The organism is Micromonospora sp. KC213 (assembly GCF_004348325.1).
Classification (GTDB): domain Bacteria; phylum Actinomycetota; class Actinomycetes; order Mycobacteriales; family Micromonosporaceae; genus Micromonospora.
Genome location: NZ_SMKF01000001.1, coordinates 43655 through 66727, shown reverse-complemented (window position 1 = coordinate 66727; position 23073 = coordinate 43655). Strand labels below are relative to the sequence as shown.

The 23073-nt window shown below is 68.4% G+C and carries 18 protein-coding genes; 4 read left to right on the top strand and 14 right to left on the bottom strand.

The window, feature by feature from the left end:
* Positions 1 to 11: 11 nt before the first annotated feature.
* Both E1166_RS00265 and E1166_RS00260 read left to right on the top strand, forming a co-directional pair.
* Positions 12 to 383 (top strand): cupin domain-containing protein, encoded by a 372-nt coding sequence (locus tag E1166_RS00265; RefSeq protein ID WP_132334622.1) that lies wholly within the window; start codon positions 12 to 14, stop codon positions 381 to 383.
* A gap of 47 nt (positions 384 to 430) precedes the next feature.
* A complete protein-coding gene (locus tag E1166_RS00260) occupies positions 431 to 796 on the top strand; it encodes a cupin domain-containing protein (RefSeq protein ID WP_132334620.1) in 366 nt (121 codons plus the stop codon).
* Positions 797 to 885: 89 nt separating this feature from the next.
* Here E1166_RS00260 and E1166_RS00255 read toward each other — a convergent pair whose 3' ends face one another.
* The 11 genes from E1166_RS00255 to E1166_RS00205 are packed head-to-tail and all read right to left on the bottom strand — an operon-like array spanning position 886 to position 13275.
* The gene (locus E1166_RS00255) at positions 886 to 1650 is read right to left on the bottom strand and encodes a PIG-L family deacetylase (RefSeq protein ID WP_132334618.1); all 765 of its coding nucleotides are present in this window, start codon (positions 1648 to 1650) and stop codon (positions 886 to 888) included.
* A gap of 60 nt (positions 1651 to 1710) precedes the next feature.
* Complete coding sequence (locus E1166_RS00250; RefSeq protein ID WP_132334616.1) at positions 1711 to 2511, bottom strand: inositol monophosphatase family protein; 801 nt, start codon at positions 2509 to 2511, stop codon at positions 1711 to 1713.
* Complete coding sequence (locus E1166_RS00245; protein WP_165944190.1) at positions 2508 to 3665, bottom strand: glycosyltransferase; 1158 nt, start codon at positions 3663 to 3665, stop codon at positions 2508 to 2510. Before E1166_RS00245 ends, E1166_RS00250 begins: the two co-directional genes overlap by 4 nt.
* Positions 3666 to 3688: 23 nt before the next feature.
* A complete protein-coding gene (locus E1166_RS00240) occupies positions 3689 to 4666 on the bottom strand; it encodes an alpha/beta hydrolase (RefSeq protein WP_132334612.1) in 978 nt (325 codons plus the stop codon).
* Positions 4653 to 5558 (bottom strand): TauD/TfdA family dioxygenase, encoded by a 906-nt coding sequence (locus E1166_RS00235; RefSeq protein WP_243710052.1) that lies wholly within the window; start codon positions 5556 to 5558, stop codon positions 4653 to 4655. The genes E1166_RS00240 and E1166_RS00235 overlap by 14 nt, the downstream gene beginning before the upstream one ends.
* 16 nt (positions 5559 to 5574) lie before the next feature.
* On the bottom strand, positions 5575 to 6930 hold the full coding sequence (locus E1166_RS00230; RefSeq protein WP_132334608.1) for a thymidine phosphorylase: 1356 nt from the start codon (positions 6928 to 6930) through the stop codon (positions 5575 to 5577).
* Positions 6927 to 8207: an aspartate aminotransferase family protein gene (locus E1166_RS00225; RefSeq protein WP_207913843.1), complete on the bottom strand. Its 1281-nt coding sequence runs from the start codon at positions 8205 to 8207 to the stop codon at positions 6927 to 6929. Before E1166_RS00225 ends, E1166_RS00230 begins: the two co-directional genes overlap by 4 nt.
* On the bottom strand, positions 8204 to 8986 hold the full coding sequence (locus E1166_RS00220; protein ID WP_132334606.1) for an alpha/beta fold hydrolase: 783 nt from the start codon (positions 8984 to 8986) through the stop codon (positions 8204 to 8206). The genes E1166_RS00225 and E1166_RS00220 overlap by 4 nt, the downstream gene beginning before the upstream one ends.
* Complete coding sequence (locus E1166_RS00215) at positions 8983 to 10911, bottom strand: non-ribosomal peptide synthetase (RefSeq protein ID WP_207913840.1); 1929 nt, start codon at positions 10909 to 10911, stop codon at positions 8983 to 8985. The genes E1166_RS00220 and E1166_RS00215 overlap by 4 nt, the downstream gene beginning before the upstream one ends.
* Positions 10908 to 12197, bottom strand: a complete 1290-nt coding sequence (locus E1166_RS00210) for an aminotransferase class I/II-fold pyridoxal phosphate-dependent enzyme (RefSeq protein WP_165944189.1) — start codon at positions 12195 to 12197, stop codon at positions 10908 to 10910. The genes E1166_RS00215 and E1166_RS00210 overlap by 4 nt, the downstream gene beginning before the upstream one ends.
* Complete coding sequence (locus E1166_RS00205) at positions 12124 to 13275, bottom strand: Gfo/Idh/MocA family oxidoreductase (RefSeq protein WP_165944188.1); 1152 nt, start codon at positions 13273 to 13275, stop codon at positions 12124 to 12126. The genes E1166_RS00210 and E1166_RS00205 overlap by 74 nt, the downstream gene beginning before the upstream one ends.
* A gap of 444 nt (positions 13276 to 13719) precedes the next feature.
* Here E1166_RS00205 and E1166_RS00200 point away from each other — a divergent pair, with 444 nt between their 5' ends.
* Together E1166_RS00200 and E1166_RS00195 are read left to right on the top strand one after the other, a co-directional pair.
* Positions 13720 to 15717: a TetM/TetW/TetO/TetS family tetracycline resistance ribosomal protection protein gene (locus E1166_RS00200; protein ID WP_243710040.1), complete on the top strand. Its 1998-nt coding sequence runs from the start codon at positions 13720 to 13722 to the stop codon at positions 15715 to 15717.
* Positions 15718 to 16112: 395 nt separating this feature from the next.
* Entirely contained in the window at positions 16113 to 17687 is a 1575-nt protein-coding gene (locus E1166_RS00195; RefSeq protein ID WP_207913837.1) for a phosphoribosyltransferase family protein, read from the top strand.
* Positions 17688 to 17706: 19 nt separating this feature from the next.
* Here the strand turns inward: E1166_RS00195 and E1166_RS00190 are convergent, their stop codons facing one another.
* From E1166_RS00190 to E1166_RS00180, 3 genes are all read right to left on the bottom strand, one after another.
* Positions 17707 to 18432, bottom strand: a complete 726-nt coding sequence (locus tag E1166_RS00190) for an HAD family hydrolase (RefSeq protein ID WP_165944186.1) — start codon at positions 18430 to 18432, stop codon at positions 17707 to 17709.
* Between the two features lie 122 nt (positions 18433 to 18554).
* Positions 18555 to 21377, bottom strand: a complete 2823-nt coding sequence (locus tag E1166_RS00185) for a glycoside hydrolase family 3 protein (RefSeq protein WP_132334594.1) — start codon at positions 21375 to 21377, stop codon at positions 18555 to 18557.
* A 77-nt stretch (positions 21378 to 21454) separates the two neighbouring features.
* A complete protein-coding gene (locus E1166_RS00180; RefSeq protein WP_132334592.1) occupies positions 21455 to 22486 on the bottom strand; it encodes a ParB N-terminal domain-containing protein in 1032 nt (343 codons plus the stop codon).
* Between the last annotated feature and the right edge of the window lie 587 nt (positions 22487 to 23073).

Genomic DNA, 23073 nt, shown 5'->3' with positions numbered 1-23073 from the left:
AAGATATCCACATGGATCTACGTTCAACAGATCAGTGCGTCCGGGAAAAGTCGCACAACACAATCGACGTCTGGTGGCTGGTGCGGCCGGAGGAACTGCGCGGGGTGACCGAGGGCGGTTATCTGGAGTACGTCACCGAGTTCGAGGTCGCCGGCGGCGACCTGGTGGAGCCCCACCAACACCCGTCGGTCGAGTTCTACTACGTGCTGCACGGCCGGGGACGAATGAGGGTCGGGGACGACGAACGTATCGTCGTCCCCGGCGATCTCGTCCACATTCCGTCTGATGTGGTGCACAGTCTTGAACCGGTGAGCGAGCACGACTCCGTGCGCTGCTTCACGTTCGCCATCGCCGATCGCGGTAAGGCCAGTCATTACCGCTGACCGCTGCCGTTGCCCCGCCAGCACGATGATTGGGAGTAGCTAGCGCCATGGTCATTGACTCCGCTTTTCCTGCACATATCGAACGGTTTCCGACCGACGAGAACTGGGTGGTTCAGAACGGCCTGAAAATCCCTGCCCGGAAACTGGCGGCGGAGGGCTGTGAGGTTGTCTTCGCCACTTACCCCGCCGGCCTCACCCTGGCACCGCACCGTCACGACGACCTGGACATCGCCGGTGTGGTGACCAAGGGTCTGGTGCGGCTGACCATCGACGGCGATGAGCGGCACTACGGGCCCGGCGACTGGTTCCATGTGCCGACGTCAGTGGAGCATTCGGCCACCTACGAGCAAGAGACGTCTCAGGTGGAGCTCATCTTCCCGCCTAGCGCACACACGACGGCCACCCAGCCGTAGCTCGCGGCCGTGGACCGGCTGGTCGTGGCGGCGCTGACCGTCACGACCAGCCGGGCCCGCCTCAGTGGCGGGCAGCGGAAAGACGGGGACTAACCGACAGACCAGATGAGCTCTCGCTGCATGGCACCCGGATAGCCGAGCAGAGCACCCATGTGCCGCACCTCGCCCATCGCGCCGACGAGGCTGAGCTGCGAGGCGTAGCAGAGCACAGCATCGCGTTTCCGCGACCACTCGGACGGGCCGAGCGTGATGCTGTGCGAGATTCTCAGGTCGTAGCGTGCCAGAAGGGCACGATAGCCGGCGTCGTGGGCCGCCAACTCCGACGCGAGCGCCTCCGCGGGCGCGGAGGCCCAGTCGGTGACGAGCGCGGCGGCGTACGGCAGGTCTGCGTACATCCCCACACGACGATGGCCGGTGCTGTCGAGCGCCGCGAGGGCCGCGTCCCGCGCGACGCCGTGATCCGGTTGGTTGATGCCCAGCGGCAGCAGCACCTGCACGTCCGCGTCCAGGCTCGCGAAAAGCTCGCGTAGGCCGATCAGCGGCCCGCCGGATCGGTACGGGTTGTCGGGGTTGTTCAGAGCCACCTGGTCGGCGCCCAGGATCGCGCACGCCCGGTCGTCCTCCGCCAGGCGCGTGGCGTGGGCCTCTGTCGCCGTGGTGAAGCCGCAGTCCCGGTCCCAGCTGGCGAGCTGTGTCCCGGATTCCGGTGCGCCGCCGTGCACGGTCACGACGGCCTTGGGTACCGTGATCCCGAGGAGAAAACCGCCAAGGGACAGGGCGGCGTCATCGAAATGGGTGGAGATCACCACGACTCGCCAACGGCGGTCGATCAGCGGCGATACGGTGCCGGACATGGCTGGCTGCCTCCAGATGTTTACTCGTGACGTCTCGCGGTCGAGGCGGTGGCTGTCCCGTCAGGCCGCCGCGTCGAGCAGACTGCGCATCGCGCGATGCAGTTGGGGCCCGGCAGCCAGCACGCCAGCGCCGAGCTCCGTGACGATCCCGCCAGCCTCCTCCACGATCAGGCGTCCGGCGGCCCAGTCCCAGCGGGACAGCTCGTCCTCGTAGTAGCCGTCGAGCCGGCCAGCCGCGGTCCAGCAGAGGTCGAGTGCGGAACTCCCCGTGGCGCGGACGTCACCGACCAGCGGCGCGACGCGGGCGAGGGTGGCCGCCTGGCGCTGCCGGCTCTCCGACGAGTAACCGAACTCGGTCGCCACCAACGCCTGCCCGGTCGGCACCGGATCAGTGACGCCGATCGGCCTGTCGTCGAGCCGGCTACCACCGCCTCGCACCGCGGTGAACAGCTCGCCACGGGCGACGTCCAGTACGACGGCGACGGCGGCCGACCAGACCCGGCCGACGTACGCCTCGCAGGCGATGCTCACCGAGATGTGCGGAACACCGTGCACATGGTTGACCGTGCCGTCGAGCGAGTCCACCACCCAGCGCAGCCCGGTGGCGGACTCGATGTCGTCGCCGTCCTCGCAGAGGATTCCGTCGCGCGGGCGCCTCCCGGCGAGCCCGGCCCGGATGGCGGCGTCGCTGGCCAGATCCGCGGCGGTGACATGGTCGGTCGGGGTGGACTTCACCCGAAGGCTGCGCCGACCATCGTGCTCCGCGCCGATCGCTTCGCCCGCCCGCACGGCGAGGTCGATCCCGAGTGCGAGCAACTCGTTGAGGTCCGCGTTGGCCAACGGAGGAGCCGGCAGCGTCATCGCGCCCCCTCGGCGTCCGCGCCGACCAGGCGCCGGGCGGTGGCCCGGACCTTGGCCACATACTTGGCGGGCAGGCGGTCGATCGTGGGCAGGACGCGGCAGTTCGCCGCGCTACCGTCTTCGTACGGCACAGCCAGCCCGGCCAGCGGCAGGATCTCCACCGAGGCTGCCGACCGCGTGACGTCGCGGACCTCGGCGTCGAGAATGTGATGCTCGCGATCGAGGGGCACGCCGAGAAACAGCGACGCGGTGCCATCCGTCACGACGCGCACCGTGCCCAGCAGGTCTGCGCCGTCCCGGAGGACGGCTCGCACTGCGGCGAGGTAGTCCAGGTAGAGGCCGTTCGCTTCGTAGTCGCTGAACGCCGCCGCGAGCTCCACGTCCGGGCCTGGCCACTTGCGGAGGAACTGGCGGTACGTGATCGCCTCGGTGACGAAGTTGGCGGCACTGTCCCGGACGTGGGGGAGATGTATGGCGTACGCGTCCGGACGCAACAGGATCGGTGTACCGGTGGCCGCGATGCGATAGCCCCACTCGATGTCGTCGACGCCCCATCCGATGAACGACTCGTCGAAGTAGAGGTCGTGCTTCCTGACCAACCCGGCCGGCAGCGCCACGAGGCCCGTCCAGGCGAAGCTCCACGGTATGACGTGCTCGACTTGGAACCGCGGATCACGTGGTCGCTCCACGATGCCGTGCAGGTCCTCCAGGCGCTTCTGCCAGATCTCGAACGGCTCCGGTACGACGTGCGAGACATCGCCGTCGTAGTTGTTGCCGTACCCCACGACCTGCCCCACGACGCACGCGTTCTGTCCGAAGGCGTAGTGCCGCTCGTAAAGGTGCTGCAGGCCGTGGGGCGGCAGCAGGGTGTCGGCGTCGATGTTGACGATAACGTCTCCGGTGGCCTGTCGCATGGCCAGGTTCCGGGCTCGCGGGATCTCGAACCGCTCGTCGGACATGACGGTCACCAGGTTGATCCGGTCGACCACCTCCCGGCAGGTGGCGACGTAGTCGTCGTCGTACTTCGTGGTGCCGACGACGACTTCGAAGTCCGCCGGTGACATCGTCTGCCGGGCGAGGCCCTGCAGGGCGAGCCGCAGATTGTCCAGCCGTCTCTCGTACGGGATGATCAGACTTAGCTTGGGTTGACGCATCGGGCCTCCTCGTGGAGCCGTTCTCATCCTGTCTGGTTGAGGAGCCGGCGGAGCCAGGAGAGCCGGGCCGCCTCTGCCGCCCGGGACACCTCCGCCTCGGGCACCCACTGGTCGAAGCTGTGGAACGCGCCAGACCACACGTGCAGCTCGGTGGCGACCCCCGCCTGGCACAGACGCATGGCGAACAGCATCGCCTCGTCCCGCAACGACTCCACTGCGCCGACGTCGACGAACGTCGGTGGAAGACCGCGCAGATCGGATGCGCGGGCAGGCGCCGCATAGCAGGACACGTTGGCGCCGCCCTGCCGGTCCCCGAGCAGCGCCCGCCAGCCGGTCCGGTTGGATCCGGTGTGCCAGAGGCCCACGGACTCCATCTGGCGCGCCGACTCGGTGTCGCACCGGTCGTCGAGCATCGGGCATTGGAGCATCTGCCCCAGCGGCCGTGCGGTGCGCCGGTCTCGGGCGAGCAGCGACACCCCGGCAGCGAGACCCCCACCGGCGCTGTTACCGCTGACGACGATGCGGCGGGGGTCGATGCCCAGCTCGTCGGCGTGCTCCACGATCCACCGCAGCGCGGCGTGGCAGTCCTCCACCGGGGCCGGATCGGGATGCTCCGGGGCCAGACGGTACTCGATGGCGAGGACCGACAGCCGCAGTGCCTCGGCCCGCCGCAACTCGCCACCGAGGTCGGCGCACCGCGCATCGCCGGCCACCATGCCGCCGCCGTGAATGTTGAAGATCGCGGGATGTGGCTCGCGCGCGGCCGTGTTCCGGCAGACCAGCAGCCTCATCGTGCCGTCGCCGCCGGCCGCCGGCAGGTCGAGCCATCGCACTTCGAAGGCGCCGCCACGACGGATCTCGTCGTCGGTCATCCCGGTCGCTGCGGTTCGGGCCCGCCGGTCGGGGATGCTCTCGAGCGTCAGGGGCGGTAGGTCGGCCAAGATGGCCCGCAGCGGATTGGCCAGTTCCGCGTCCAACGGAGGAGGGCTACCGACCGTCATCGCCGGAACGGTCCACGCGGGGATGACGCAGGTGAAGGCTGCGCAGGAGACATCGGCGTCGACCGGGCCCGTCGCGATAGGCGTCGCGTCCGTGCGAGATCCGGGTGTTGTCCATGACGAGGGCCTGGCCGGCCGCGAGGTCGAAGCGCCGGATGAACGTGCTGCCGACCTGTCGCGCCTGGTGCAGGAACTCGGCACCGCGCGCGATGGCGGCGGCGTCGCTACCCTTCGGCACCGCCCAGCGGTCGGTTGCATCGACGCAGTACCGGCAGATCAACTGTTCGCCGTCCACCGCGAACACCGGAGTCTCCTTGATTTCCGAGGATCCGTTGAACGTGGCCTGGCGGACGAGGACTCCATGCGCTGTCAGCGCCCGAGCCGCCTCGGGATCGACGTCGAGGAGCTTGGTGAACGCGCCATGGGCATTGAAGAGGGTCGTTGTGCCGCCGTCAAGCCCCTGCGACTGGCACAGCAGGATCACCGACTTCACCTCGCCGATGTCCTGGAGGGTTCCATCGCAGTGCAGCTCCTGCCCGACGGTCGTTTCGAAGTGCGGATGAAGCGTGCCTGAGGTGTCGTCGACTGCGGGCGCACCTATCCGGGACACCGGGGGTGAGGAGTACCCGCCCCTGCTGTACAGCGGTGGGACGAACGGCTCACCCAGATCGAGCGCCACCGCCAGTCGCTCAACGGTTTGCTCCGTCCACGGCCCCGGTGCGAACTGGGCGACCGCGAAGCCGTGGCGACGGTATCGCCGGACGATCTCCGCGACCGTGTCTGGCGAGATCCGGTCCGGGTTGGCCGGTACCGGGGCCGGCGGGATGGAGTCGAACGTGATCGGCCGCGCGGCCGTTCCGGTGCGTAGCCTCTCCAGCGGGGTCAGTGTCGGCATACCAAGTCCCTTCCGCTCAGAAGATCTGATGCACCGCGGGCGGTACGGCGCAGTCACCGTCCCCGACGACGAACGCCTCCGCCAGAAGGGCCCGCGCGCCGTCGGCGTCACCGCTGTCGTAGTGCAGTTCCGCGAGCACGTCGCCACGGCCGACGCGGTCACCGACCCGGTGGTGCAGTACCACGCCCGCGCCGTAGTCCAGCGAAGCGTCGTGCGTGAGCCGTCCGGCCCCGACGAGCAACGTGGCGCGCCCGACCGCCCGCGGTTCGATTCCGAGGACGACACCGGACTCGGTCGCGGTGACCAGATGTCGACGGCGAGCTGTCGGGAGCCGGGCCGGGTCGGCGAGTACCGTGGCGTCGGCACCCTGCGCCACGGCCCACCGTACGAACATCTCCCGGGCAGAGCCGTCGTCCACCACGCGTTCGACCATCGCGTCAGCGGCCGCGTCGGACAGCCCGGGGTCGACGCTCTGGAGCATGAGCCGGCTGATTGCCGCGCACAAATCCCAGAGGCCGGGGCTGCGCCGGCCACCGAGGACATCGAGCGCCTGCCTGATCTCCAGCGCGTTGCCGACGGCGGGACCCAGGGGCTGGCTCATGTCGCTGAGCACCGCACGGCTGGGCAACCCGAAGGATGCGGCGAGAGCCATCATCGTCTGGGTGAGCAGCACTGCGTCGGGCCGGTCGGGAATCAGCGCGCCGGCACCGGTCTTGATGTCCAGCACGAGGCCGTCCGCGCGGACGGCGATCTTCTTGCTGATGATGCTGGCGGCGATCAACGGAATGCTCTCGACAGTGCCGGTGACATCCCGCAGGGCGTACGTCGCACCGTCTCCCGGGGTGAGGTCGGCGCTCTGCCCGGTGATGACCATGCCCACCTTGCGAATCATCGGCACCAGTTCGTCGGTATCGAGATGCAGGCGTAGGCCCGGTATCGAACTGAGCTTGTCCAGCGTGCCGCCGGCGAAGCCGAGCGCCCGTCCGGTCATCTTCGCCACCGGCACGCCGCAGGCGGCCACGACCGGAACCACGATGAGGGTGGTGGTGTCGCCGACGCCGCCGGTGCTGTGCTTGTCCACGACGGGTGCGCCGATACCGGTGAGATCCAGCCGCCGGCCGTCGCGGATGTAGGCGCGGGTCAGGGCGGTCAGCTCGGATGTGGCCATGCTGCGGCAGGCGACGGTGGCCAGCCAGGCGGACATCTGGTAGCTGGGGATGCGTCCGGCGACGTAGTCGGTGACGACGCCCTCGATTTCCTCGTCGGTCAGGGAGGCGCCCCTGCGCTTGCGGTTGATCGCCTCCAGGACCCGCGCAGACGACCGGGCCGCCGTCGGATCCGCCGCCCGATCGGTGGCCGGTGTCGGGCTCATGCGGCCTGCTCCACCGCACGCCGCAGGCGTTCGAGAAGCGCCGTTGCGTCCGCGTCCTGCAGTGTGAGCGGCGGGACGGCCATGACCACCGCACCCTGGCGACGCAGCAGCAAACCGTGCTCCGCGGCGGCGGTGACGGCGTTCGTCGCCGCGTTCTGGTCCTCGAACTCCAGCGACACGAAAAGTCCCAGTCCCCGTACGTCGGTGACGCGTCCGGTGCCGACCAGCCCACGGACTGACGCCAGGAGGCTCTCACCGAGATGCGCGGCGCGCTCGACGAGTTTTTCCCGCTCGATGAGCTCGAGGGTGGCGAGTGCCGCGGCACAGGCGATCGCGTGGCCCGACGTGGTCTGTCCGAAGCGCAGCCCACCCATGAACGGATCACGATCGAAGGTCGCGTAGATCGATTCCCGCACGCTGACCGCGGCGATGGGCGCGTAACCGGCGGCGAGCCCTTTGCTGGACACGACGATGTCAGGTAGCACGCTGTCGTGCTCGAAGCCGAACATGCGCCCGGTACGGCCGTACCCGGTGGATACCTCGTCGAGGATGAGCAAGGCGCCGTGGTCGTCGCACAGACGCCGCAACTCGGTGAGGAACGTGGCGGGCAGTACCACTCCGCCGCCGACGTTGAGCAGCGGCTCGACTAGCACCGCGAGTGGTGGCAGATCCGGGTCGTCCGCCAGCGCGGCCCGGAAAGCGGACAGCAGCGGCTCCAACGCCTCCGGAACTCGCATGTGCCGGGGCGCGAGCGGTAGGTCGACCCGGCTGACCGGCAGAGGGCTGTTGAACGGGTGCGCGAGGTGCGGTAGGCCCGACAGACTCCTGGAGATAACGGTGGAGCCGTGGTAGCCAGCCGAGAACGTGATCACCCGCGTCCGTGGCTGGCCCACGTTCTGCGCGTACATGGCGGCGATGAGCAGCGCCGCCTCGCACGCCTCCGTGCCGCTGTTGGTCAGCAGGGTCCGCGACAGCGCGGTGGGCATCAGCTTCGCCACGCCCTCGGCCACGGCGCCGGCGAGATCGTGCGTCGCCACGGACAGGTCGTAGCCGTGCAGGCGGGATGCCTGCGCGCTGATCGCGCGCGTGATGTCGGGCGCCGCGTATCCGCAGGTGAGATTCAGTGAGGATGCGTCGAGGAACTCGTGGCCGTCGACATCCGTGACATATGCGCCGGTGCCCTTGACCAGCATGGTGCGGGTGAGATCGGCGGCTAGCGGCGACCAGATGTGCCACAGGTGGCGACGGTCGCGCTGCCGCTTCGTCGTAGCGCTCACGATGCGTACCGGCTTTCAGGGGAGTCGGATCCGAAGGGTTGCCTGTCGACGAGCGCCGGCCGTACCGCGTTCAGCACGTCGTACGGCGGCTCGTCGACGAGGTAGAAGTGGTCGCCGGGGACCATGTGACGCGCCACCGGCGCCACCGTCAGGGTGCCCCACGGTCGCAGGTCCGCATGGTCGTCCCGGTCACCGGTCAGCACCGTCACCGGAGAGTGCAGGATCGGGTCGGTGGACATCCGGTAGGCGTGGAACATCCGGCTGTCGGCGATGACGTAGGGCAGCACCAGTTCGCGAAACATGGGATCCTCCAGCATCTCGCGGCTGGTGCCACCGATGCTGGCGAGTTGCTCGATGGTCGCGCGCTCGTCGGTGTCTGCGCTGTCCGCCGGATCGGCTGGATCCGGCAGCGGTGCGTCGCGCGAACCGGATGCGAACAAGTGCCGGATCCTGGTTCCCGCGGCTTCGAGGGCGCGTGCCGTCTCCAGGGCCACCGCGGCACCCATGCTGTGGCCGAACAGCGCGATGGGCAGGTCCGTCCACGGTGCGAGCGCCTCCGCGATGTCGCGTGCCAGCCGCTTCAGGTCAGCCGGCGGCGGCTCCTCGATTCGTTCGGCCCGTCCCGGATAGCGGACCGCGAGCACCTCGGCGCCTGGCAGATGCGCGGCCCAGCCGCGATAGAAAGTCGCCGACCCACCCGCATGTGGGAAGCACACGAGGCGGTAGGTCGGCGTCAGGCCCGACGCCCATCGTTGGAACCAGATCTCCGGATCATTCATCCGCTGCGGCCTCCTTTGGCCCGCTGTATCCGCGCGGTTCGTGCGGCCCGGGCGCGCTCCTGCGTGGTCGCGGTGCCGGCCGGGCCCGGAGGGCCCCCGTCGATGTAGGAGGCCTGCTCGGCGACGGTGGTGTGGCGAAACAAGGCCACGATGGATGGGCGTGTGCCCGTGTGGTGTTCCAGCGCATCTTGTAGCTGGAACATCGCCAGCGAGTGTCCGCCAAGGTCGAAGAAATTCACATCCGCGGGAACGTTGTCGATTCTCAACACCTGCGCCCAGGCCGCGCTCACCCGCGCGACCGTTCCGTCCATCGCCGTGGGGCCGACCTGGGCCAGGTGGTCGTCGGCTGGCCCCGCACCGGCGGACCGGAGCGTCTCCGCGAGCCGGTCGCGGTCCACCTTGCCGTTGGGGGTGAGCGGGAACTGGGGCACCGTGTGGAAGGTGGCCGGCACCATGACGGGCGGGAGACGCTCGGCGAGATGCTGCCGTAGCGCGGTCTTCGAGGTCGGCTCCGCGGTGGTCACGAATGCCGTCAACTGTGTGGCCGCGGGATTGGGCAGCACGACAGCGTCCTTGACGCGCGGCACACGGCGCAGCTCGGCCTCGACAGCACCCAGTTCTACCCGGTGGCCGCGGATCTTCACCTGGTGGTCGCGGCGGCCGAGGAAGCACAGCTCGCCGTCCGCGGTCCAGCGGACCATGTCGCCGGTGCGAAACATTCGGGCGCCGGCCTGTGGTGCGAACGGGTCGGGCAGGAAGGCCCGTGCCGTGGCGTCCGGCCGGCCCAGGTAACCGTCCGCGACGCCCGCCCCGCCGATGTACAACTCGCCCTCTACACCGGGTTCGGCGGGTCGTCCCTGTTCGTCGAGTACATAGAGGCGGGCGCCCGGAATGGGGTGGCCGATCGTGACCGGGCCCGGCGAGAGGTACCGCCGGTAGGTCGCGAAGACGGTTGCCTCGGTGGGGCCGTACTCGTTGACGAGCGCCACACCGGCGCGGTGGATGGCGAAATGGCGCCGCAGAACCCGCTCTGGTAGTGGCTCACCGGCCACGATGACGGTGTCCAGGGTCGACAGCGGGCCGGCCGGGTCACTCTCGACAAGGTCCAGGATCTGTCCGTAGAGCGAAGGGATGCACAGCGTTCGGGTGACGCCGTGCTGGGCGATCAGGCCCACCAGTTGCTCGACGTCGCGCGTCTGCTCGGCCGACGCGACGATGAGGCGGCCACCCGTCGTCAGCGTCCCCCAGATACCGGCGACCGACGAGTCGAAAGCCAGCGGGGAGACCAGCAGGAACGTCGACGTGCCGGGATAGATCAGCTCGCGAGCTGTGGTGGACGCGGTTAGTTGGGCGTGGCCGACCACGACCCCCTTGGGCTCACCGGTGGTTCCCGAGGTGTAGATGACATACGCTGCGTCGCCCGTCGCGGCTGTCGCCGGTGCGTCTTCGGCGTGCAGTGTGGCGACGGCGAGGTCCTCGGTCGCGGCATGCCACGGCAACGCGCTGCCAAGCACCTCCCGCCCGCGGCCGTCGGCGACCACGGCGGACACGCTTGCGTCTGACAGGATCGCCTGGATACGCGTGTGGGGAAGCGACAGGTCGACCGGAACGTATGCGGCGTCGGCCTCCAGGACCCCGAGCAACGCCACGACCATGGCGATGGAGGGTTCGCAGACGACCGCCACCCGTCCGCCGGGATGGCATCCGAGGGTGGTCAGCTGGGCGGCCAGCCGGTGGGCACCGGGCCGAAGATCACCGTAGGTGAGTTCTCCGTCGCCGTCCTGCACGGCAACCGAGGCCGGTTCTCGATCCGCAACGGCCCACACCTGCCGGTGGACGGGTGCGGCGGCGTCCGGCAACGCGGGACCAATGCCGCGGGCCTCCGTGTTTTGTCCGGAACCGACGTGCGTCGACGTGCCGATCACTCGACACCCCGTCCGACCGGCGCCAGCCTTGCGCTGGCCTGCTGGGCTCGGCGTTCCGCGAGGTATCCGGCGATCTTGTCGGTGACCTTACCGACCGCCTCCACGTATCGGTCGTCCTCGTCCTCGAAGGTCCGCGGCGCGCAGGGCACCGAGATCTTGAACGTGTGGGCGGCCAGGTGCTCCGCGACCGGGTACGCGGCCCGCACACACGGCCGGTCGTAGGACGTCACGGGCGAGGTCGGTGCCTGGAACAGGTGCAGGGTGTGCAGCGGCGAGGTGGCCTTCGGCACGTCCATGTCCTCGAGGCCCTCGGCGTTACAGGCGGCCACCAGCCAGTCCCGCCCGCCCGGCAGGACCTTCGGATCCACCTCGAACAGCAGCGCGTAGTGCGCCGACACCCGGCCGTCGCGAGACAGAGTGACCGCGGTGACACCGTCGATGCGGTGGAACAGTTCGGCCAGCCGCCGCGCGTAGCGTTGCTTGGCGTCGATCCAGTCCGTCAGCTCCGCTACCTGCGGCAGGGCGAAAGCGATGCCGAGTGGGTGCGCGCGGTACTTCAGGCCGTGGCCGGTGACCGCGTACGGGTACAGCGGCCCCTCGGGGTCCATCTCCTTCATGGCACGCTTGTTGAAGTGGCCGAGTAGTTGCGCCCGGTCGTACACATCCCGCCGGTCGGTGGCGAGCACGCCGCCCTCACCTGCCGCGATGAGCTTCTGGGTTTGCAGGCTCCACGCCCCCGCCGCGCCGAAGGTGCCGACCCGACGACCGGCGTAGGTGGCACCGTGCGCGTGCGAGCAGTCCTCGATCAGGTCGAGGCCGTGCCGGGACGCGAACGACACGACGTCGTCCATCTCGCACGGCAGACCCCACATGTGGGTGACGACGACCGCCTTGGTCCGCTCGGTGACCAGCGCGGCCGCGTGGTTGGTGTCGAAGGCTCCGTCGGGCCGGCAGTCCACGAGCACGGGGAGGGCGCCGAGCTGGAACAGGGAGGCGGCGGTGGCGAAGAACGTATACGTCGGACACAGCACCTCGTCGCCCGGGCCCAGCCCGATGCCGTAGAACGCGGAGTGCAGCGCGGCGGTGCCGGAGTTCGTCACCAGGGAGTACGGCAGCGAGTGCCCCTCCGACCAGGCATCCTCGAACTCGGCGACCACGCCGGATCGGTCGTAGATCGACAGTCGACCGCTGGCCAACTGCTGGCTGACAGCCTCACACCAGTCCGGTCGAAGCTTGGGCCAGGGATACGCCGTCGGCTGGCCGAGAACCGGAATCCCGCCATCCAAGGCGAGCGTTGTAGCAGACACTGCACATCTCCTGGCACATCGGTTTGACGGGGGCTTGCTGGGCGATCGAGTGGTAGAGCGACTCGATGGTGGCGGTGATGTCCACGGCGGCGGCGAGCTCCTGCGCCACCACGGCTCGGTCTTGCAGACGCGCGACCGTGTCGACTAGGACATCCGCCGCGGATGCCCAGCCGCGGTCACCGGTGAGGTGCTCAACCCGGTTGTTCGACCTGTCGAAGCGTTCGAAGAGGTCTCGCCTCAGCGTGATGTGGCCCTTGGTGCCGTAGACCCGGATGGCCTCCTCCTTGGCGGCCTCGCACAGCGAGAGGCGGAAGGTCCCTGTCGTTCCGGTGTCGTACGTCAGGTTCGCAAGGACGGTTTCTTCGATTGTGTAACCTGCCGTCGGAATGAGCTTGGGTGCGGTGGTCGCGTATACGACGGAAGGAACTCCGAAGAACCAGTGCAGGAGATCGACGATGTGATAACCCATGTCGATGATGGCACCGCCGCCCGCCGTTTCCGGGCTCGCTCGCCAGCCATCTTGGTAGGCGTCGGCGTTCAGTTGGTATGACGCATCGAAGTGCCTTATCTGGCCGAGCGCTGCCAACGCCTGCTTGGCGTGGAGATAGAGCGGATGATAGCGTCTCTGCACGCAGATGCGCACGTGGCCGTCGCGCTGCCAGATCAGATGGGCGAGTTCGTGCGCCTCAGCCAACGAGATGGCGAAGGGTTTTTCTTTCAACACCGGGATTCCGCGTAGGACCAGATCCTTGGTGACCTCGAAATGGGTGTGGTGCGGTGTGGCGACCACCGCCAGGTCGGGGTGTGACGCGTCCAGCGCCGCTGTCCGGTCGGTGAAGAAGGGCGGGCACGCGCGGCCATGCTTGCCCAACTCCTCGGCGAGCCGTCCCTGCGCCATAGGATCGACGTCGCAGGCGGCTACGAACTCGATGTTCTCCGAGAGGTCGACCAGCGCTGGGACGTAATCCTCCAACGCCCGCCGGCCGATGCCTACGAGGATGCACCGGACCTTCGGTGAACTACTCAATTGATCCTCCCCATGGACCGCGACGTTCACCGCAAGAATGCTTCGACATCCCCGTCGCCTATGACGCCAGGCTGACGACCGCCGAGCGGTAATAGATGTGGGTGCGCGACATATCCGGAGGTGCAAACCGTCAGGTGCCAACCACCTCGCCTGTCGCCAGAGGCTACCACCGTTCTTCGTAGATGGACGCCGATGGACTTCCGTCGTGCTCCCGCATGCTGCCGGGCCGCTGGAGGCGATGGGTGGTTGTTCGACTGTGCAAGGTGCGCAGTTGCGCGAGGTGTGGACCGTCCTTGGCCCGAGGCGTGACGTGAACGCCTTGGTGATGTGCGGCAGAAGTTGCAGCCCCGTCGATCTGCTGATATGGCGAGCAAGCCGAGATCGCTTGCCTGACGGTATGGGATCGTCAAAGATGGTAGGGATGCGACCGGGACGAGAAGCTGGGCCTTGCCGTGGTGAGTCTTTGGTGGCGGGGTGCCGCGTGACCACGCGCAGCTCGTGAAGAGCCAGAGCCTCGGAATTCTGGCGCACGTCGACGCCGGAAAGACCAGCCTCAGCGAGGCGCTCCTTCATGAGGCCGGCGTGCTCGAGAAGGTCGGCAGCGTGGACGAGGGCACCACGCAAACGGACTCGTTGGCGCTGGAGCGCCAGCGTGGCATCACCATCCGGGCGGCCGTCGTGGCGTTCTCCGTCAAGGACGTGACCGTCAACTTGATCGACACCCCGGGCCACCCCGACTTCATCGCCGAGGTGAACCGATCGCTTGCCGTCCTCGACGGAGCGGTACTCGTCGTTTCCGCCGTCGAGGGCGTTCAGAGCCAGACAATCGTTCTCATGCGCGCGCTGCGCCGGCTCGCGATCCCCACCCTCATCTTCGTCAACAAGATCGACCGCGCGGGCGCCGATCCTGATCTGGTCCTGAACAGGATCCGCGAACGGCTTACGCCGGCCGTGGTGCCCATGGGCGTGACCCACGCCGCCGGGACAAGGGACGCGTCATTCGTTCCGTTCGACCGTGCCGACGAGCGCTTCGTCGATGTCCTTGTCGACACACTGTCCGACCACGACGAGTCTCTTCTCGAAGCGGTCGTGGACGAACGTCCTGGTCCCATGACGCCGGGCGCCCTGTACGCCAACCTCGCCGCACAGACCAGGCGCGGTCAGGTCTTTCCGGTGTTTTTTGGCTCTGCCATCACCGGCACCGGCGTCGGTCCGCTGATGGCGGCACTGCCGGAACTCCTTCCCGCCGTACCGGCCGACAGCGGTGAGCCGGCCTCGGGGCTTGTCTTCAAGGTCGAGCGGGAGCGACAGGGCGACAAGGTCGCGTACGTGCGGATGTTCTCCGGGGCCGTGCACCGCCGCCAACGGCTGCCCTTCGGGGCCGGCAACGAGGCGAGTGTGACCTCTGTCAAGACCTTCCAGCCCGGCGGCGCCGTAGACAGTAGCTCCGTCGTGGCGGGTCAGATCGCGAAACTCTCCGGACTGACGGGCGCCAGGGTCGGCGACCCCGTCGGCACCACCCTGAGCCGACCGACCGTTGATCTGTTCGCCCCACCAACTCTGGACACCGCCGTGGCACCGTGCGATCCGGCCCAGAAAGCCGCGCTGCACGCCGCGCTCACCCAGCTCGCCGAGCAGGATCCGTTTATCAACCTCCGTCAGGACGACTCACGGCAGGAGCTGTTCCTCTCGCTCTACGGCGAGGTGCAGAAGGAGGTCATCGAGCAGACGCTCGCCGCCGACTTCGGGCTGCGCATCGAGTTTCGTGAGACGACGACCATCTGCGTCGAGCGGCCAACGGGCAGCGGCAGTGCGGTGGAGCGGCTCGGTGGTGCCGACAACCCGTTCCCTGCCACCGTCGGCATCACGGTCGCGCCGGGAGCGGTGGGCAGCGGGACAGATTTCCGCCTCGCGGTCGATGTCTCGGCGATCCCACTCTTCGTCTACAAGACGGTTGACGCGTTCCGGGAGGCGATGGCCCGGTATGTCGCGGAAACCCTGCAACAGGGACTCGCCGGCTGGCAGGTCACCGACTGCATCGTGACCATGGATGACTGTGCCTACACGGCTCCGGGCACGTCTGCCTCAGATTTCCGCAAACTCACACCGCTCGTATTGATGGACGCGCTGCGACGGGCCGGCACGGTGGTGTGTGAGCCCATCCACCGGTTCCACGTCGAAGCGCCCGCGGACACATTCTCGGCTGTGCTGCGCCTGCTCGCTCAGCATCGCGCGATTCCCGAAGCGCCGCTGATGTCCGACACGTGGGTCTCCGTGCGCGGCAGTATCCCTGCCGCGGAGGTGACCGGCGTGCAGATCCAGCTTCCCGGTCGGACCCACGGTGAGGGAGTAATCGAGCTCCAGTTTGACCGATACGACCCCGTCACGGGCCCGGCACCGACGCGCCGCCGCTCAGACAAGAATCCGCTCAACCGCAAGGAGTACCTGTTGCGTGTCAGCGGGCGAATCTAGGTTCATTGGCGGATTGCCGCGGTTGAATTGACGCCTGTCGCTGCACCGTCTTAACTGGCCGGATGCCTCAATTCACCGCAGACGCCAGTCTGGACAGCCGTGCGGGTAGTGGCCCGTCTTGGTCGCGGTACGCGCACCTGCGTGCCGCAGCGGCCGCGGCGCTGACCACGTCCGAAATCACGACCGAGCTGTACGAGCGGCTGTGCAGCCTGGAGCAGACCGTCTCAGACGTCGCCGCGGTGCTTGGTGAGGCAGGTGCCGGAGAGTGGTGGCGGCGACGGGGTGAGCCCCTGCGCGCTGCGTCGGTCGACGCCGCCGGCGCGCTGTGGTTCGACCGGGCGGTCGACGCCTCGTGGGCGGATGGCGTTCGACGTCTGATCACCGACCTCCCAACGGTGGACGATCTGAATACACAGTGGCGGCGGCACGTGGCGAACAGCGGGCGGCTGCCCATTTTCGAGTACCTGGACACGTGGCCCATCTGGCCCGAGTGCCTGAGCACCGAGCCGATCGACTGGCGCTCGTACGCGCGTCAGGTCGCGGCCCTGGTCCGCACGGCTGCGCCGGAGCCCCGAGCCGTCATAGGTTTGCGCACCAGCGGAAGCTACCTCGGACCCATCTGGGCGGCCGCCATCCGTGCCGAGCACACGACGGCGGAGTTCCTCACCGTCCGACCCGTCCACGCCTCGCTTCGCGCCCGCATACCCGCGCTGCCGGCCATGCTGGACCACAAGCTGGATACCAACCGGCTGCGGGGCCGACGCGTCGTTGTCGTCGACGATCTCGCGGGTACCGGCAGAACGGTCAGATCCGTACTGGACTTTCTCGCGTCCGAGGGCACTCCGCGGCACGAGATTCTTGTGTCGCTCTACCGCTGCTCATCTATGGCTGAACTAACCGGGAAACTCGACATCGCCGCACCGAATGTCCTCGTCGTTCGTGGAGGCCACATGCGTTGGCCTCAGGCCACTCACAAGGCGCCTCCGACGAAAACGGTGCATGGCTACTTCGAACGGCACCTGTCCCGACGGTCGCAGCCGGCCGACGTGCTGGATGTCCGGCCGCTGGATTACGGCTACGCGCTGCGGTACGCGGCGACCATAACTGGCGCGGCGCCGGCAGACGTGGCGCCTTACGTGCACGGAGTGGTCCGGCACCGCCGTTACCTGCTGCGGATACGGTCGGAGGAGGGGGAGTCAGCTCTGGTGGCCAAGCCGCTCGGATTCGGCTACTTCGCTGACGAGGAGCTGCGTCGGCTCTCGGTACTGCCACACTATCCGCGCCCCTACGGCATCGTCGGCGGATATCTCCTGTACGCCTGGGAGCCCGGCTCCCCGCTGCCGTTCCGCGACCGCTCCGGGCCGGGCCGCATCCATACGGCAGACCTCGACGCGGTTGCGGCGGTGGCGGCGTTCGCTGGCCAGCACGCTCCCGGTGGGACCTATCTGCCGCGGGAAGGTGCGGCGCTGCGGATCCGCGCCGTCGTCGAGGAGCTGCGCGGGCGAGGTGTTCGCGGCCTCCCGACCGCGGCCGAAATCATCGCCGCCGTCAACGAGGCGTGGGTGCCCGTGGTCGCGGCAGCGCCGAACAACGGGCATTGGCATTATCTGCGGCGGCCAGACGGCGGGCTCCTGAAGCTGCATCGGGAGGTTGGCAACGTCCTGCGGCGCAGCGATCCCGCCGAGGACATCGGCGCGGCAGCCGTGGAACTGGACCTCACTCCGGCCGAGGTCGACCACATCGCGGACCGGTATGCCGTGTACTGCGGTGACCGCCCGTCCCGCGGGCGGCTGGCCTTCGGGATGCTGCAGCACGTCAGCCGGGCGTTGCGCGAGTTCGGATACTACCGCGACCACGTGGCCCGATGGATGGGCCGCCAGGTCCGAAACGGTGATGACGGCTTCACCCACCGGGAGCGCGAACTCGGAGGTGTGGCAAGTCTCGCCCGGCATCTGCTAGACGCAGCCTGATCGGCCGATCCCGGCCTGCTTACGACGCCGCAGCACTGCCGAGCAGCAGTGCGCTGAGCTGAGCCAGCGACGTCACCTCGACGTCGGGACAACGGTCGACCGGAGTCGGCCGCCCCGTGCGGTTCAGCCAGACGGCTACGAGCCCGGCCGCACGGGCCCCGCCGACGTCGTTGGTGAGTCCGTCACCCACGTGCCAGACCTCGCGGTGATCGGCGCCGATCCGATGCAGGGCCGCGACGAACAGGGCCGGGTCGGGCTTGGCGGAGCCGATCTCGCCAGAGATCGCGACGGCGTCGAACGTCGACCCGAGACCCAGGGCGCGGAGCTTGTCCCGCTGCACATCCGAGGGCCCGTTCGTCACCAGAACCACCGGGATCTGCATCCGAGCCGTCGTCGCGAACAAGCCAGGAACGTCCGGAAACAGACGGTACGCCGAGCGCGCGATGGCCTGGTATCGCTCCACCGCGAACTCGGCTGCCCGTTCATCGGCGAGACCGGCCCGGCGCAGCGCCCGGCGCCAGGTCTCCCGGAGCGCTGCCTCGCCATTCATCTGGCCGAGCCAGCAGGGCAGCTCCACCTCCGGTCGTAGTGCGGTCCACACGGCCGAGTACGCCTCGCGCAGTTGCGCCTTCTCGAGGGCGAAAGACGACGCGAGCGCGGCGCAGGTGCCGTCGATCGCCAGAGCGGTGTGGGCGCCGTCGAGGAGGGTGTCATCGAGGTCGACCAGAAGCGCACGTGGGCGCACCAGGGGTGGCCGGCGTCGTGCGGCAGCCGACGTCGTGGGCTCATGGGGAAGTGGGATCGTGATCATCCTGATGGCTACCTTCCACGCCGGGACCGGCTGACTGCCATGTCTGGCATGGTCGGTCAGGAGCGGTCGACGGGAAGGGCCTGTTGCGGTGGGAACTCGTGTGCCGACCGATGCAGCACGAACGATGCCAGCCGCGCAGGTGCCGAGAACACCAGATAGAGGTCGTGCCGGCCCTCGGCTGGGGCGAGCGGAGCTTCGACCGTGGCCCATCCGCGCAGGTCCGGCTCGACCACGCCGACGCCGCCGAGCAGCCGACCGTTCACCGGATGGTCGAGCCGAACCTCGATCCGCGCGCCGGGTTCACCGCCGCCCAGCCTGGCGACCACGCGGTCTGCGCCTGCGCCGAGGTCCGCGTCGCGGAACAGTAGCCAGGCGCCCGGCTGGCTGGCGAGCACCGCCTCGCCTTGTCGCGGCGTCTCATCGATGATCCGCACTGCCTCGTAGTCGTCGAAGTCGACCGCGCGCACGAGCGCCGTGCTGAGGTCGCGCGGTGGCAGCTCGGGTGCCTGGACTGTGAGGATCGCAGTGCACTCGATCGCTGTCGCGCTTCGGCCGAGCATGAACTCGTAGCGGCCGGGGGCGATCGCGAACCGGCCGCGACCGACGTCCCAGAAGCTGAGGCGGTCTACGGCCAGCGAAAACTCGACCTGCCGCTTGGCGTTGACGGGCACCATGATCCGATCGAAGGCAACCAGTTCGCGCCGGGGGCGCGGCACCGGCGAGTCGAGCGCGCGAACGTAGAGTTGGACGACATCGTCGGAGTCGGCGGGGCCGACGTTGTCGATGACCCCGGTGATGGTCACCCGGCCACCGGGGGCGGCGACCGACGGCTCGACGGCCAGGTCGCGGTAGCGGAACTCGGCATAGGTGAGGCCGTGGCCGAAGGCGAACAGCGGGTCGCGGTCCGAGTAGAGGTATGTCAGCCGGCTCTTGATGATGTCGTAGTCACGAATGTCGGGAAGGTCCTCGACGTCGCGCGGCCAGGTCTGGGGCAGCCGTCCCGCGGGACTACACACCCCCAAAAGCACATCCGCCAGGCCGTTGCCGAACTCCTGACCGCCGTGCGACGACCAAAGCAGGGCACGGGCACGCTCGGCGATCCGCGGCACGGCGACCGGATGCCCGGCTACGAGGACGACCGCAGTGTGCGGGTTCGCATCGATGACGGCATGTGTCAGCTCCTCCTGCGCCGCCGGGAGGTTGAGGTCGTCGCGGTCCTTCATCTCTCTGCCGTTGATGTGCGGATAGGTTCCGACCAGGACGATCACGACGTCTGCTGCCCGGGCAGCCTCGGCAGCCGTTTCCGTGCCCCGGTGCACGACTTCCAGGTCCAGCCTGCTCGCCGCATCCGCGTCCGGGACCACGACCGCTACGCCGTCATCGCCGATCGCCGCGTAGCGCCCGGTGAAATGATTCTGCAGCAGCCAGGAGGACCCGTCCCGGACGAGCCGGAAGGTCTCCATGATGTTCCAGTCGTACGGCTCCAGCTTGTCGCAGCGCAGTTGCTCTGTGCTGGCCAGAGACAGAAACTGGCCGTTGCCCACGGAGCGTAGACAGAGGCCGCCCTCGCCCCAGTCGAACACGTCGAAGCAGGCGGCGTCAGTGAGCTTCCCAGCGGCCACCCGCAGCGCGTCATCGCCGGATGCCACGGCGAGGTAGTCGCCGCCTGCCGCCAGCCGCAGGGCGATGCGGTCCAGGCCCGAGTCGAACACCACCCGGGAGTCACCCACCTGAGACCGGAGGCCATCAAGCGGCGTGACCCGGTAGGGGGGGATGCCTCCGTACCAGTCACGACAGACCCGGTCGGCCAGCGGCCCGACGACGGCCACCTTGCGGCCGTCCTCGGGGTGTAGCGGCAGCAGCCCGTCGTTCTGGAGCAGCACGATGGACTGGCGCACCGCCTCCCGCGCCAGGCGCTCGTGATCCGGGGTGTTCAGCCTGTTCGTCCCGGTCGGGGCGGGCGTCTGAAAAGCGTCGGTAAGCCGCAACCGCATCCGCAGTATCCGCCCGACGGCGGGGTCGATGTCCTCTTCGCTCAGCAGGCCGAGCCGGAAGGCGTCGTAGAGAGCGGTCATGGTGATTTTCAGGTCGTCGGTGAAGCTGTCGAGACCTGCCCGAAGGGCTGCCGCGAACCCCAGCGTGAAGTTCTCGTAGAAGTGACTTTTCTTGACTATGTCCGCCGACGCGTGGCCGTCCGCGACAATCACCACATCCGGATCTTCTTCACGGAGAAGCCGTAGGTGCGGGCTGACGTGGTTGGGTCGACCATTTACCACGTTGTATGAGGGCATGACGGAGGCCACGACGCCGGCGCGGATCGGCTCCAGGAACGGCGGCAGGTCGTATTCGTGCAGCACCCGCGGCCGTACACTGACGGACTCGCCGAACTTGTCGTTCTCGTGGTTGCTCGCGGTGAAATGCTTGAGGGTCGGTGCGACCCGCCACTGTGACGCGTCACCGCGCAGGCTGCGGCAGTACGCGACGGCCAGCGCGACCGTCAGGTGCGGATCTTCGCTGTACCCTTCCTCGTTGCGGCCCCAGCGGGGATCGCGGAGCAGATTGACCACGGGTGCCCAAAGGTTGCGGCCCAACCGCGGATCCGGCGGGTCGGCGGGCAGCAGGGCTTCCAGTTCCGCCAGGATGACCGAGCCGATGGCGCCCATCAGGTCTGGGTTCCAGGTTGCGGCGAGGCCCACCGCCTGCGGAAACACGGTGGTGGGTGAGGACGCCACCAGGCCGTGCACCGCCTCGCCGCCGGTGTGGAACTCGGTCAGTCCGAGCCGGTCCACCGCGGGCATCTGGCCATACAACATGGCGATCTTCTCGTCCAGAGTGAGCTGCGCCAGGATTTCCTGGGCCCGGCTTTCAACGCTGGTCATACCTCACCTGTCTTCTCGACTCGTGCGGACTGGTCGACTGCCTGGCCTTCGCGCAACGGGCGCGCGTCACCGCCCGACTAGGCGGTCGATCCGAGCTTGCGTTCGACTATCGAGGCGAATTCCAGCCACTGGGCGCCACAGTTACGGGCGGCCTTGGCGACGAGGTACCCGCAGTGTGGCGGCAACCCGCTCATCGCCTCTTCCCATCCCGCGGGTCCGGCGGCTCGCGCGTAGAGCCAGCGCAGCATCATGCGGCCTGATTCGCTGAACCTCAGCGACGGGTCCCTGGAAAGGCTCCGCAGCAGGCCGGTCTGGTCCTGGACCGGTTCGGCGCAGCCGTCGGCGCATGTGCATCCCGCCGCTGCGGGGCTCTGGCTCGACTGGGGTTCCCTAGGCATGCGGCGGACCGGGGCGGGTGCGCGGTCGTCCCCGACAGGCTCGCCGCCGCGACGCATCTTCGCGGGGACCGGGTCGTCGCCGCGACGCACGCGTTCACGTACGTCTCGGGCGGTGGCAAGTGAGATTCCGGCGCTCCGCGCGATCTCTCGAAGAGTCGCCTCGGGCCGCCTGGCGATCTGTTCGCTCGCCATCCGCCGGCCCTCTGCGCTGTTCAACGGTCGCACCCTGCCGTCCCGGCCGACCCGGGCAACCCCGTCCACGTCCCCGACGGCGGTGCGGCGACGGATCGCCGCCACCGTGCCGGGCGCCAGCCCGGTGATGGCGGCCACGGCCCGGTCTGATCGCTGAGGGCTGGACTGCAGGATGCGCGTCGCGGCGGCCTCACGGTCTGCCAGCGACATCGGCAGGCCGTGTGCCTGGTTGGCGCGGACGGCCTCGATGAAAGCACGCTCGTCGTCGCCTTCGAAGAAGCGAACCGCGATGGTGACCTGTCCCCGGCGCTCGGCGGCCCTTAGTCGGTGATTTCCGTCGATGACGCGCATAGTGCGGCGATGTACGAGGATCGGCGGGAGCGGCATCTCCGTCTGCGTAAAGAACTCGATGTGGTCTTCGTTCTCTCCCGCTAAGCGAGGAGATTCGCCGCGTCGAAGCGCTTCGACAGGCACCAAAAAAACGTCCTGCTGCGAATAGTTTGATTCCTCCGAGCTCATTCGGCGATCCGATTGAGTGAGGCTGACTAAATGCCGCGGGCCATGTGCCGTCAATCCGCACCCCCATGTGTGTGCTGATCTGAACATGCGGAACGCATCGCGAGCCGCGACTCGTTCGTATTTGGATGATATACGTCCATCTGTCGTTGTCCAACCTCTCGATCATCGAAGGTTGCGGCCCGCAACGTTCACGCACAGTGATTTCTGAGGGCTCGCCGCTCGTCAACGAGACCGCCCGCATGGCCGTGTGGGGCGAACCCTCAACAGGTCCCGGCTGGTGGGGTGACCAGCGCGGAACGTATGGCGGTCACCAGGCTGATGTCAGATGGTGGGGACGACAGGAAAACTGCCGAGAGTAATGACGACACCGAACATGCGCCCGGAGCAACGGCCACCTGGAACTGGTCGGTGTATGGTCGTGTCGGGCCGCGGTTTCACCTCGGCCAAGAGCCGTTGGCGCGGCTGGTCGCGTGCGCGGGGTGATACGGCGGTGGAGACCGACTGCTAAGGGTTGTCCCGTTGCCCCGGCGCCTGTTCGGTCGGGCGATCGTCGAAGACGCCTGGGTGCGGGTGATTTCCGCAGCCCG

Bases quoted from the DNA above. Each gene is read 5' to 3' on its own strand.
- E1166_RS00265 (WP_132334622.1), top strand. From the start codon at position 12: ATGGATCTACGTTCAACAGATCAGTGCGTCCGGGAAAAGTCGCACAAC.
- E1166_RS00260 (WP_132334620.1), top strand. From the start codon at position 431: ATGGTCATTGACTCCGCTTTTCCTGCACATATCGAACGGTTTCCGACC.
- E1166_RS00255 (WP_132334618.1), bottom strand. From the start codon at position 1,650: ATGTCCGGCACCGTATCGCCGCTGATCGACCGCCGTTGGCGAGTCGTG.
- E1166_RS00250 (WP_132334616.1), bottom strand. From the start codon at position 2,511: ATGACGCTGCCGGCTCCTCCGTTGGCCAACGCGGACCTCAACGAGTTG.
- E1166_RS00245 (WP_165944190.1), bottom strand. From the start codon at position 3,665: ATGCGTCAACCCAAGCTAAGTCTGATCATCCCGTACGAGAGACGGCTG.
- E1166_RS00240 (WP_132334612.1), bottom strand. From the start codon at position 4,666: ATGACGGTCGGTAGCCCTCCTCCGTTGGACGCGGAACTGGCCAATCCG.
- E1166_RS00235 (WP_243710052.1), bottom strand. From the start codon at position 5,558: ATGCCGACACTGACCCCGCTGGAGAGGCTACGCACCGGAACGGCCGCG.
- E1166_RS00230 (WP_132334608.1), bottom strand. From the start codon at position 6,930: ATGAGCCCGACACCGGCCACCGATCGGGCGGCGGATCCGACGGCGGCC.
- E1166_RS00220 (WP_132334606.1), bottom strand. From the start codon at position 8,986: ATGAATGATCCGGAGATCTGGTTCCAACGATGGGCGTCGGGCCTGACG.
- E1166_RS00185 (WP_132334594.1), bottom strand. From the start codon at position 21,377: ATGACCAGCGTTGAAAGCCGGGCCCAGGAAATCCTGGCGCAGCTCACT.
- E1166_RS00180 (WP_132334592.1), bottom strand. From the start codon at position 22,486: ATGAGCTCGGAGGAATCAAACTATTCGCAGCAGGACGTTTTTTTGGTG.